The 12,034-nt window shown below is 55.1% G+C and carries 8 protein-coding genes and 1 pseudogene; 6 read left to right on the top strand and 3 right to left on the bottom strand.

The features are described from left to right. From pflB to ycaO, 3 genes are all read right to left on the bottom strand, one after another. A partial coding sequence (pflB, locus tag QZ766_RS05415) for a formate C-acetyltransferase (RefSeq protein WP_297198381.1) occupies positions 1-2,043 on the bottom strand: 2,043 nt, incomplete at its 3' end. Between the two features lie 51 nt (positions 2,044-2,094). Beyond that, the gene (focA, locus tag QZ766_RS05410; RefSeq protein ID WP_297198378.1) at positions 2,095-2,952 is read right to left on the bottom strand and encodes a formate transporter FocA; all 858 of its coding nucleotides are present in this window, start codon (positions 2,950-2,952) and stop codon (positions 2,095-2,097) included. 398 nt (positions 2,953-3,350) lie between these two features. Then, a complete protein-coding gene (gene ycaO, locus QZ766_RS05405) occupies positions 3,351-5,117 on the bottom strand; it encodes a 30S ribosomal protein S12 methylthiotransferase accessory factor YcaO (RefSeq protein ID WP_297198376.1) in 1,767 nt (588 codons plus the stop codon). A gap of 394 nt (positions 5,118-5,511) precedes the next feature. On the opposite strand from ycaO, the gene serC reads away from it, so the two are divergent. The 6 genes and pseudogenes from serC to QZ766_RS05375 form a co-directional block, all read left to right on the top strand. Then, positions 5,512-6,600 carry a 3-phosphoserine/phosphohydroxythreonine transaminase gene (gene serC, locus QZ766_RS05400; protein ID WP_297198373.1) on the top strand — a complete coding sequence of 363 codons (1,089 nt, stop codon included), beginning with the start codon at positions 5,512-5,514 and terminating at the stop codon, positions 6,598-6,600. Positions 6,601-6,671: 71 nt separating this feature from the next. Next, positions 6,672-7,955 (top strand): 3-phosphoshikimate 1-carboxyvinyltransferase, encoded by a 1,284-nt coding sequence (gene aroA, locus QZ766_RS05395; RefSeq protein WP_297198371.1) that lies wholly within the window; start codon positions 6,672-6,674, stop codon positions 7,953-7,955. Positions 7,956-8,115: 160 nt separating this feature from the next. Continuing rightward, positions 8,116-8,799 carry a (d)CMP kinase gene (gene cmk, locus QZ766_RS05390; RefSeq protein WP_297198368.1) on the top strand — a complete coding sequence of 228 codons (684 nt, stop codon included), beginning with the start codon at positions 8,116-8,118 and terminating at the stop codon, positions 8,797-8,799. Positions 8,800-8,927: 128 nt separating this feature from the next. Next, complete coding sequence (rpsA, locus tag QZ766_RS05385) at positions 8,928-10,601, top strand: 30S ribosomal protein S1 (protein WP_297198365.1); 1,674 nt, start codon at positions 8,928-8,930, stop codon at positions 10,599-10,601. Positions 10,602-10,758: 157 nt separating this feature from the next. Next, on the top strand, positions 10,759-11,043 hold the full coding sequence (gene ihfB / locus QZ766_RS05380) for an integration host factor subunit beta (protein ID WP_297198362.1): 285 nt from the start codon (positions 10,759-10,761) through the stop codon (positions 11,041-11,043). A 341-nt stretch (positions 11,044-11,384) separates the two neighbouring features. After that, positions 11,385-12,034, top strand: a pseudogene (locus tag QZ766_RS05375) (ComEC family protein); the annotation flags it as partial.

Below are 12,034 nucleotides of genomic sequence, written 5' to 3'. Positions count from 1 at the left end.
CACTTCGTCGTCTTTACCCAGCGCGTTCGGCACGATAGAGAAGGTGTAAGAGATACCATCTTTAGCGTAGGCAAACGGCAGTTTAGCAACGGAAGTCAGAGAGGCAACAGCACCTTTCTGGTCACGGCCGTGCATCGGGTTAGCGCCCGGTCCAAACGGCGCGCCTGCGCGACGACCATCCGGAGTGTTACCGGTTTTCTTACCGTACACCACGTTAGAGGTGATGGTCAGAACAGACTGGGTCGGGATAGCGTTGCGGTAGGTGTGCAGTTTCTGAATTTTCTTCATGAAACGTTCAACCAGGTCAACGGCCATGTCATCAACGCGCGCGTCGTTGTTACCAAACTGCGGGTATTCGCCTTCGATTTCAAAGTCGATAGCCAGACCGTCTTCGTCACGAATCGGTTTAACTTTCGCGTATTTGATAGCAGACAGGGAGTCAGCCGCAACAGACAGACCAGCGATACCGCACGCCATAGTACGGATAACGTCACGGTCGTGCAGCGCCATCAGAGAGGCTTCGTAGCTGTACTTGTCGTGCATGTAGTGGATAACGTTCAGCGCGGTGACATACTGCTTAGCCAGCCAGTCCATGAAGTGGTCCATACGGTCCATAACTTCATTGAATTCCAGAACGTCGCCTTTGATCGGCTCAGATTTCGGGCCAACCTGCATTTTCAGTTTTTCATCAACGCCGCCGTTGATGGCATACAGCATGGTTTTCGCGAGGTTAGCGCGAGCGCCGAAGAACTGCATCTGCTTACCAACAACCATCGGGCTTACGCAGCATGCGATAGCGTAGTCATCGTTGTTGAAGTCAGGACGCATCAGATCGTCATTCTCATACTGCAGAGAAGAGGTATCGATGGACACTTTCGCTGCGTATTTTTTGAAGCTCAGCGGCAGTTTTTCAGACCACAGGATAGTGATGTTCGGTTCCGGAGACGGGCCCATGGTGTACAGGGTGTTCAGGAAGCGGAAGCTGTTTTTGGTAACCAGAGTACGGCCGTCAACGCCCATACCACCGACGGATTCAGTTGCCCAAATCGGGTCACCGGAGAACAGTTCATCATACTCAGGAGTACGCAGGAAGCGAACCATACGCAGTTTCATGACCAGGTGGTCAATCATTTCCTGTGCTTCTTGCTCGGTGATTTTACCGGCTTTCAGATCGCGTTCGATGTAGATATCCAGGAAGCTGGAGGTACGACCGAAGGACATTGCCGCGCCGTTCTGAGACTTAACGGCAGCCAGGTAACCGAAGTAGGTCCACTGGATAGCTTCCTGAGCGTTGGTTGCCGGACCGGAGATATCGCAGCCGTATTTTGCTGCCATTTCTTTGATCTGACCCAGCGCGCGGTGCTGTTCAGCGATTTCTTCACGCAGGCGAATCGTTGCTTCCAGCGTTTCACCATTTTCCAGATCGGCCTGCAGAGAGCTGAACTGGGCGAATTTGTCTTTCATCAGGTAGTCGATACCGTAAACGGCGATACGACGGTAGTCACCGATGATACGACCGCGACCGTACGCATCCGGCAGACCGGTCAGGACGCCAGATTTACGGCAGCGCAGGATGTCCGGAGTATAAACGTCGAACACGCCCTGGTTGTGGGTTTTACGGTAGTCGGTAAAGATTTTTTTAACATCGGCATCCAGCACGCGATCGTACGCTTTGCAGGAGTTTTCGATCATTTTGATGCCGCCGAACGGAATCAGAGCACGCTTCAGCGGTGCTTCAGTCTGCAGACCAACAATTTTCTCAAGAGATTTGTTGATGTAACCCGCATCGTGAGCAGTGATGGTAGAAACTACAGCGGTGTCAAAGTCAACCGGCGCGTGAGTGCGGTTTTCCAGTTTAACGCCTTCCATGACGCTGTCCCACAGCGCGGTGGTCGCATCAGTTGCGCCAGCCAGGAAAGATTCGTCACCCTCATACGGAGTGTAGTTTTTCTGGATGAAGTCACGGACGTTGACTTCGTTCTGCCAGTCACCTTTGGCAAAACCTTCCCAGGCTGTAGCTAACTTTTCATTAAGATCGGACATTTAACACCTACCTTCTTATGTGGATTTTTTATTTACTGCCTGAAGTAACCGTTAGTGCTGGTCGCTGTCACGCAGGTAAATTACCCAGTATGTCAACCCGACTAAAAGACCACCGCCGATAATGTTACCGATGGTCACCGGTATCAGATTATCAGTGATGAAATTCATCACGGTCAGGTGAGAGAAACTATCCGCGGAAGAACTGACTGCGTGCCAGAACTCCGGGGTTGCGAAATTACGGATCACGATACCCATTGGGATCATGAACATGTTGGCGATGCTGTGCTCAAAGCCGCTGGCGACGAACATCGCCACGGGGAGCACCATAATCATTGCCTTATCCATCAGGCTGCGGCCGGAATAACTCATCCACACCGCCAGGCAAACCATCAGGTTCGCAAGGATACCTAAGCATACAGCTTCAATAAACGAGTGATGCATTTTATGATCGGCGGTTTGCAGAACGTTGAGTCCCCAGCCGCCGTTCGCCGCCATATATTCCCCGGAAAGCCACATCAGCAGCACAAAAAGCAGGGCACCAATCAGGTTAGCAACGTAGACATTTATCCAGTTCTTCGCCAGCTGGCCCCAGCTGATGCGCCCGCTTGCTTTAGCGACGACGATCAGTACGGTGGAGGTAAAGAGGTCTGCACCGCAGATGACACAAAGGATCAGGCCTAGCGAGAAGCAGATACCACCGATAAGTTTAGCAATCCCGAACGGCATGGTGGCTGTTCCGGTTGTCACGGTGATATAGAAAACAAAAGCGATTGAGATGAAGGCACCCGCGGTAATAGCCAAAAAGAAGGTTTTGAGCGGATGTTTCGTTGCTTTATAGACACCTGCTTCTTCGGCAACTTTGGCCATCGCAGCAGGGAGCAAAAGATCAAAAGGGTTGTCAGCTTTCACACTAACTCTCTCTTTATTTAGTCGGCGATAAGATACTAACAAAGCATTATAGATGAGAATTTGATATAGATCATATCTCGCCGGGCTTATAGGCCCTCAAATCGCATGGTTTTTAAGCGAAAGAGGAGTAACTTATTGAATATATTTATAAAAATAAATTTTAAAGTTTACACGCAGAGTTGATTTATTTTGTGTTTATCCCTCAAAACGTTAACCATTAATGATTAATCGATGTTTGAAATTAACATTCAAGATCGCTTATTAGTTTTATTATTTACCCGCAGTTAACCCAATAATTACAACTTAAATTAAATTATTGTGAAATAAAATCGGGGCCCTAAATTGGGCCCCGTAATATAACTCAGACGATGAATTTCGCCATATTTTTCTTTGTTGTTTTACTGCGCTTTGTTCCAGAAGCTCGCTTTCGCGCGCTGCAGTTTTTCATAGGCATTGAGCAGCGCCTGATGTGCCGGGAAGGCGTTCAGGTCGCCATCAACCGCCTGCAGACCGTAGAAGGGCGCTTCGCCGCTGAGTGCGGCGCTGGCGGCCTCGACGGCTTCGGCGCCGTACATGCGCACAAAGGCATTCAGATACTGCAGCGGCTGGCGCTCCTCTTCCTGAGAAAGCAGCAGCAGGGTTTGCAGGCAGCGGTAGTAGTTCGCGCGTTCCGGGCTGAATACCGAGGCGTTAAATTCCATCGTCCACTCGGTCCAGATCAGCGCCTGCTCCATATCGCCGCCGGCGAGGGCCAGCATCGCTTTAAGCTCGCCGACGCGCAGGGTGTACCAGCCGTTGTCTTTCCCGGTGGCCATTCCCAGCAGCTCGCGCACGCGGGTGAAGTCGTCCAGCCCCTCATCATCCATCTGCTCAATCAGCGCCAGATAATCCTCTTTCTCCCACGCGCTTTCCGGCAGGGAGAGAATAGTGGAGCGCAGGTGGCTGCCCATGTTGTTGTTCGCCAGCCACAGATCTTCTGCCGGATAGATGTCGGACATGCCCGGCACCAGGATGCGGCAGGCATACACGCCGAGGTGCTCGTAGTCGGCGATGTACACCTCTTTATCTTCCGCCTGGAAGATTGCCATCAGGGTGGCGAACTCTTCTTCGGTGGTGCCGGAGAAGTTCCAGTCCGCGAACGGGTAGTCGGCGTCCTGCTTGAACATATCCCAGGAGATAAGGCCGCTGGAGTCGATAAAGTGAGTTTCGAGATTGGCGTGTTCCGCCACTTCTTCGTCATCGAAGGTCGGCGGCGTAAAGACATCCAGATCCTTCAGGCCGCGGCCCTGCAGCAGCTCGGTTACCGTGCGCTCCAGCGCCACGCCGAAATCCGGGTGTGCGCCAAACGAGGCGAAGCAGGTGCCGTTAGCCGGGTTGAACAGCACGACGCAAATCACCGGGTATTTGCCGCCCAGCGAACCGTCGTAGGCGAAAATCGGGAAGCCTTCCGCTTCCAGTTTGGCAATCGACTCCACCACGCCCGGGTAACGCGCCATCACATCCGCCGGGATCTCCGGCAGAGAGATGCTTTCCGCGATAATGCGGTTTTTAATGTGGCGCTCGAACACTTCCGACAGGCCCTGAACCCGCGCTTCGTTAGCGGTATTGCCCGCGGACATGCCGTTGGAAACATACAGGTTGCCGACGATGTTCATCGGAATATAGACCGTTTCGCCATCGGACTGGCGGGTGAACGGCAGGCCGCAGACGCCGCGCTCCTCGTTGCCGGACTGGAGATCCACCAGCAGGCTGCCGGTGAGCTGATCGTCAGGATCGTAGAAGGCGCGCAGGCGGGTATCGAGCAGGCCTTCCGGCACCTCGTTGTCGTCCGGCAGCGGGAACCACTTCTCGTTGGGATAGTGCACAAACGGGCCGTTGGCGATGGTGTTGCCCAGCCAGAAGTCGGCGAAAAAGTAGTTGGTGGAGAGACGCTCGAAATACTCGCCCAGCGCGGAAGCCAGGGCCGCTTTTTTGGTGGCGCCTTTGCCGTTGGTGAAGCACAGGGCGCACTCTTTATCGCGAATATGTACCGACCAGACATTCGGCACCGGGTTCAGCCAGGACGCTTCTTCAATATGAAAGCCGAGGTCCTGCAACTTTTGCTGAAAGCGGGCGATAGAGTCTTCCAGCGCGGCATCTTTGCCGGGAATAAAGGTTTGAGTCATGACGGTCACTTTTGTCGTACGGAAAGCGCGCAATGATACGGCTTTTGCCTTACAGGCGCTATCGTTCAGGGGGCCGCTGCCAAAATAAAGGTGCCGCAGGATCCACTCAGGGCGGTTAACCCTGTGCACTTATTGAGCATCAGTTAAAAATGGACACCGCGCTGTGAAAATCACTATCAGAGTCGGGACAGGTGGCTAAAACCCGCCGGGCGGCAGCGAAAATGTCGGCAACGCTCACCCGGCGCGGCAGATTGTTTTGTGTGAATCCCGTCTCATTTTTTAGCCGCCCGGGATTAGCGATTGCGAGCGGGGTCACTGAATGGTAAAACCGATAACCAGAGAAATAACTTATGCCAGAAGGCATATAACCAATAAGTCAGCGTGGTGAGGGGAAATGGCTCAGGTTTATAATTTTAGTTCTGGCCCGGCAATGCTTCCGGTGGATGTGCTTAAACAGGCCCAGCAGGAGCTTCGCGACTGGAATGGTCTTGGCACGTCGGTAATGGAGATAAGCCACCGCGGGAAAGAGTTTATTCAGGTTGCCGAAGCGGCAGAGCAGGATCTGCGCGATCTGATGAATATTCCGTCCAATTACAAAGTGCTGTTTTGCCACGGCGGCGGCCGCGGTCAGTTCTCCGCGATCCCGCTGAACCTGCTCGGTGAAAACAGCACTGCCGACTATGTTGACGCCGGCTACTGGGCCGCCAGCGCGGTAAAAGAAGCCAAAAATTACTGCACCCCGCACGTTATCGACGCCAAAGTGACCGTTGATGGCAAGCGCGCGGCGATACCGATGCGCGACTGGCAGCTTTCTGATAATGCTACTTATCTGCACTACTGCCCGAACGAGACCATTGACGGCCTCGCTATTCACGAGACGCCGGATTTCGGCAATGATGTGGTGGTGACCGCCGATTTCTCGTCCACTATTCTGTCTTCACCTATCGACGTCAGCCGCTTTGGCCTTATCTACGCAGGCGCGCAGAAAAATATCGGTCCGGCGGGGCTAACGCTGGTAATTGTGCGTGAAGATCTGCTGGGCAAAGCCCGCCAGACCTGCCCGTCAATTCTCAACTACACCGTGCTCAACGATAACGATTCCATGTTTAACACCCCGCCGACCTTTGCCTGGTACCTGGCTGGTCTGGTCTTCAAATGGCTGAAGGCCAGCGGCGGCGTGGCGGCGATGGACAAAGTGAATCAGCAAAAAGCGGACCTGCTGTACGGCGTTATCGACGGCAGCGATTTCTACCGCAACGACGTGGCGAGTGCCAACCGCTCGCGGATGAACGTGCCGTTCCAGCTCGCAGACAGCGCCCTGGATAAGCTGTTCCTCGAAGAGTCTTTTGCCGCCGGGCTGCACGCCCTGAAGGGCCACCGGGTAGTGGGCGGCATGCGCGCCTCAATTTATAACGCGATGCCGCTGGCGGGCGTGCAGGCACTGACCGACTTTATGCAGGACTTCGAGCGCCGCCGCGGCTAATCGTTATTTGCTCTATCCCCGCAGTCCAGCTGCGGGGATTTTTATTTTTTGCCATCTGAGAGTTTATTTACATGGAATCCCTGACCTTACAACCCATTGCGCGGGTAGACGGCACCATCAACCTGCCGGGCTCAAAGAGCGTCTCCAACCGCGCGCTGCTGCTGGCGGCTCTGGCGCAGGGCACGACCCGGCTCACCAACCTGCTCGACAGCGACGACGTGCGCCACATGCTCAATGCCCTGAGCGCGCTGGGCGTTGACTACTCACTGTCCGCCGACCGCACCCAGTGTGAAGTGACGGGCCGCGGCGGGCCGCTCGAAGCCGATGGTGCGCTGGAGCTGTTTCTCGGCAATGCCGGGACGGCAATGCGCCCGCTGGCGGCGGCGCTGTGCCTCGGGCACGGCGATATCGTGCTGACCGGCGAGCCGCGCATGAAAGAGCGTCCTATTGGTCATCTGGTGGACGCGCTGCGTCAGGGCGGAGCGAAAGTTGAATATCTGGAGCAGGAAAACTACCCGCCGCTGCGCCTGCTGGGCGGATTTAGCGGCGGCGAGGTGAGCGTGGACGGCAGCGTCTCCAGCCAGTTTTTGACCGCGCTGCTGATGACCGCGCCGCTGGCGCCCAACGATACAGTTATCAGCATCAAGGGCGAGCTGGTGTCAAAGCCCTACATTGATATCACCCTGAATATGATGCGCACCTTCGGCGTGAACGTCGAGAATCAGAACTATCAGCGTTTTGTGGTGAAGGGCGGCCAGCAGTACGTTTCCCCGGGCGCTTATCTGGTCGAAGGGGATGCATCCTCAGCGTCTTACTTCCTGGCTGCGGGCGCTATCCGCGGCGGCACGGTGAGAGTGACCGGCATTGGCCGCGGCAGCATGCAGGGCGACATCCGCTTTGCCGACGTGCTGGAAAAGATGGGCGCCACCGTGACCTGGGGCGACGATTTTATTGCCTGCACCCGCGGGGAGCTGAACGCCGTCGATATGGACATGAACCATATTCCCGATGCGGCAATGACCATCGCGACCGCTGCGCTGTTTGCCAAAGGCACCACCACGCTGCGCAATATCTATAACTGGCGGGTGAAAGAAACCGACCGCCTGTTTGCCATGGCGACGGAGCTGCGCAAAGTAGGCGCGGAAGTGGAAGAGGGCGAAGATTACATCCGTATCACGCCGCCCGCGCATCTGACCTCCGCGCAGATTGGCACCTATAACGATCACCGCATGGCGATGTGTTTCTCGCTGGTGGCGCTCTCGGATACGCCGGTGACCATTCTCGATCCTAAATGTACGGCTAAAACTTTCCCCGACTACTTCGATCAGCTCGCCCGCATCAGCACGCTGGCGTAACGGCTTTCGCCGGCCTGCGGGCCGGCATCCTCTTTTCGGCTATTTATCCTAAACTCACCTTCTGTTACACGCTTTTGTAAACCAACGTTATCGGTTAAGCGCGTTGGTGCGTATAATGCCCGGCGTTTATGTCACTGACGTCTGAAAAGAAGGAGAACAGATGATGGCAATTGCTCCGGTAATCACCATTGATGGGCCAAGCGGCGCGGGTAAAGGCACGTTGTGCAAGGCGATGGCGGAAGCGCTGCAGTGGCACCTGCTGGATTCGGGCGCGATCTATCGCGTGCTGGCCCTGGCGGCGTTACATCATCATGTTGATGTGGGCTCCGAAGATGCGCTGGTGCCGCTGGCCGCACATCTTGACGTGCGTTTTGTCTCCTCGGACGGCAATCTGGAAGTCATTCTCGAAGGGGAAGATGTCAGCAGCGAAATCCGCACTCAGGAGGTGGCCAGCGCCGCCTCGCAGGTGGCCGCGTTCCCCCGGGTGCGCGAAGCGCTCCTGCGCCGCCAGCGCGCCTTTCGCGAAGCGCCCGGCCTGATTGCCGACGGCCGCGATATGGGCACCGTGGTTTTCCCGGATGCGCCGGTGAAAATCTTCCTCGACGCCTCTTCGGAAGAGCGCGCCCAGCGCCGCATGCTGCAGTTGCAGGAGAAGGGCTTTAGTGTTAACTTTGAACGCCTTTTGGCCGAGATCAAAGAACGTGACGATCGTGACCGCAACCGTGCGGTGGCGCCGTTGGTTCCTGCTGCCGATGCTTTAGTGCTGGATTCCACACGATTAAGCATTGAGCAAGTGATTGAAAAAGCGTTACAATACGCCCGCCAAAAACTGGCTGCGGTCTGAATTCAGGTGCGCAGCCTCCGAATTTGATTTGTAGTACCCCCGCTGCAACGGAGTGTGAGCGGGTATGTAAAACAACCCCATCCGACATGACGTCAGGTGGACGTTAATCTAACTTTTGAAGATTAAACATGACTGAATCTTTTGCTCAACTGTTTGAAGAATCACTGAAAGAAATCGAAACCCGTCCGGGTTCCATCGTTCGCGGTATCGTTGTTGCTATCGACAAAGACATCGTTCTGGTTGATGCAGGCCTGAAATCTGAATCTGCAATCCCTGCAGAGCAGTTCAAAAACGCAGCTGGCGAACTGGAAATCCAGGTGGGCGACGAAGTTGACGTTGCTCTGGATGCAGTAGAAGACGGCTTCGGCGAAACCCTGCTGTCCCGTGAGAAAGCGAAGCGTCACGAAGCCTGGATCACGCTGGAAAAAGCTTACGAAGATGCTGAAACTGTTACCGGTGTTATCAACGGCAAAGTCAAAGGTGGCTTCACTGTTGAGCTGAACGGTATTCGTGCGTTCCTGCCGGGTTCCCTGGTAGACGTGCGTCCGGTTCGCGATACTCTGCACCTCGAAGGCAAAGAACTCGAGTTTAAAGTTATTAAACTCGATCAGAAACGCAACAACGTTGTTGTTTCTCGCCGTGCCGTTATCGAATCCGAAAACAGCGCAGAGCGCGATCAGCTGCTGGAAAACCTCCAGGAAGGCATGGAAGTTAAAGGTATCGTTAAGAACCTCACTGACTACGGTGCATTCGTTGATCTGGGTGGCGTTGACGGCCTGCTGCACATCACTGACATGGCCTGGAAACGCGTTAAGCATCCGAGCGAAATCGTCAACGTGGGCGACGAAATCACTGTTAAAGTGCTGAAGTTCGACCGCGAACGTACCCGTGTATCCCTTGGCCTGAAACAGCTGGGCGAAGATCCGTGGGTTGCTATCGCTAAGCGTTACCCGGAAGGTACCCGCCTGACCGGTCGCGTGACCAACCTGACCGACTACGGCTGCTTCGTTGAAATCGAAGAAGGCGTTGAAGGCCTGGTTCACGTTTCCGAAATGGACTGGACCAACAAAAACATCCACCCGTCCAAAGTTGTTAACGTTGGCGACGTAGTGGAAGTTATGGTTCTGGATATCGACGAAGAACGTCGTCGTATCTCCCTGGGCCTGAAGCAGTGCAAAGCTAACCCGTGGCAGCAGTTCGCGGAAACCCACAACAAGGGCGACCGTGTTGAAGGTAAAATCAAGTCTATCACTGACTTCGGTATCTTCATCGGCCTGGACGGCGGCATCGACGGCCTGGTTCACCTGTCTGACATCTCCTGGAACGTTGCAGGCGAAGAAGCAGTACGTGAATACAAAAAAGGCGACGAAATCGCTGCTGTTGTTCTGCAGGTTGACGCAGAGCGCGAGCGTATCTCCCTGGGCGTTAAGCAGCTGGCAGAAGACCCGTTCAACAACTGGGTTGCGCTGAACAAGAAAGGCGCTATCGTTAACGGTAAAGTGACTGCAGTTGACGCGAAAGGCGCAACCGTAGAACTGGCCGACGGTGTTGAAGGTTACCTGCGTGCTTCTGAAGCATCCCGTGACCGCGTTGAAGACGCGACCCTGGTTCTGAGCGTAGGCGACGACGTTGAAGCTAAATTCACCGGCGTTGACCGTAAGAACCGCGCTATCAGCCTGTCTGTTCGTGCTAAAGACGAAGCTGATGAGAAAGACGCAATTGCGACTGTTAACAACAAACAGGAAGAAGGCAACTTCTCTAACGCAATGGCTGAAGCTTTCAAAGCGGCTAAAGGCGAGTAATAGCAAGTGTCATGTATCTCCCGGGCTGCGGTTCGGGAGATAACAGACAAACTTGACAGATTGCAGGATCCGTCCTGTAATCAATCACAAAGGGTGGCTTTTGCCACCCTTGTTCAAGCTGAGCGCTTATCTTTTCCTGAAGGAAACCGGAGGAATCATGACCAAGTCAGAGCTCATTGAAAGGCTTGCCACCCAGCAATCGCACATCCCGGCTAAAGCGGTAGAAGATGCGGTAAAAGAGATGCTGGAGCATATGGCCTCTACGCTTGCTGAAGGTGAGCGCATTGAAATCCGCGGTTTCGGTAGCTTCTCCCTGCATTACCGCGCGCCGCGCGTCGGACGTAATCCGAAAACCGGCGATAAAGTGGAGCTGGAAGGTAAATACGTTCCCCACTTCAAGCCCGGCAAAGAGCTGCGCGATCGCGCCAATATTTACGATTGAGTTGCTGCGGTACCGCCGCCAACTGGATCGCGTTGAAAAAGCACCTGCGGGTGCTTTTTTCATTTCTCACCGTATGGTAGAGGTGCTCCCCCTCGTTGCTATTTCTGAATGCACCTCCTTCCTGCAGCCTGACCTCATCAATGCATTCCTGATCCCCTGACGCGCTATCTCGCACAGCCATTTGCAAGCAGGACGCCTGTCTCGAAAAGCCCGATCCTGCTTCCCGCAGCGCTGAACGCCGCTGCAAATCCGTAGTTATCCCTGAACCTTTACCGCAGGTTAAGAAACCGCAGCAGGTAATTTTCAGCGCAAAAAGGATACTGGCGCAACAGGGAGGATCTATGCAGCTACCCACGTTTGCGCTTTGCACCATCCTCGGTATTGCTCCGCTGCTTTTGCTGCCTGAACTGCCGCCGGTGAAGTTTATTGGCCTCGTTATCATCAGCAGCGCTGTTGTCTGCTTCAGGCTGCCGGCGCTGCAGCCAGTGGGCATTACCGCGCTGATGTTCTGCTGGGGCGTGCTTGCCGCGTGGCAGGAGGTGCTGCCGGCTATAACGCTGCCGGGACGCGCGCTGCAGGCGGAGGTTGTCCTCACCGCCAGCGACGGCGGCGAGCGCCATTTCGGACAGATAATTCGCGTGGGCGGAGAGCGCTTGTTTCCACCACCAGGCATCGCCTTTTATGGACAGAGCTTACCCGATAAGGCCTGCGCCGGGCAGCGCTGGCAGATGCTGCTGAAAGCGCGTGCGGTCCACGGCCAGCTCAACGAAGGGCTGTTTGATCGCCAGCGCTACGCCCTGTCGTCGCATCTTCCGCTCACCGGACGGATCGTGCGCGCCGAGGGACTGGATCTGCGCTGCAGCCTGCGGGCGACCTTTATTTCACGGCTGGAAACAAGCCTGGCGGGCTACGGCTGGAAATCGGTCATGCTGGCTCTCGGCGCGGGAGAGCGTATCAGCGTCACGCCGGAGGTCAACCTGCTGATGCAGCA

Source organism: uncultured Pluralibacter sp. (assembly GCF_913775985.1).
Lineage (GTDB): Bacteria > Pseudomonadota > Gammaproteobacteria > Enterobacterales > Enterobacteriaceae > Pluralibacter.
The sequence above is the reverse complement of the archived record's forward strand: the minus strand, read 5'-3'. Positions and strand labels throughout refer to the sequence as shown.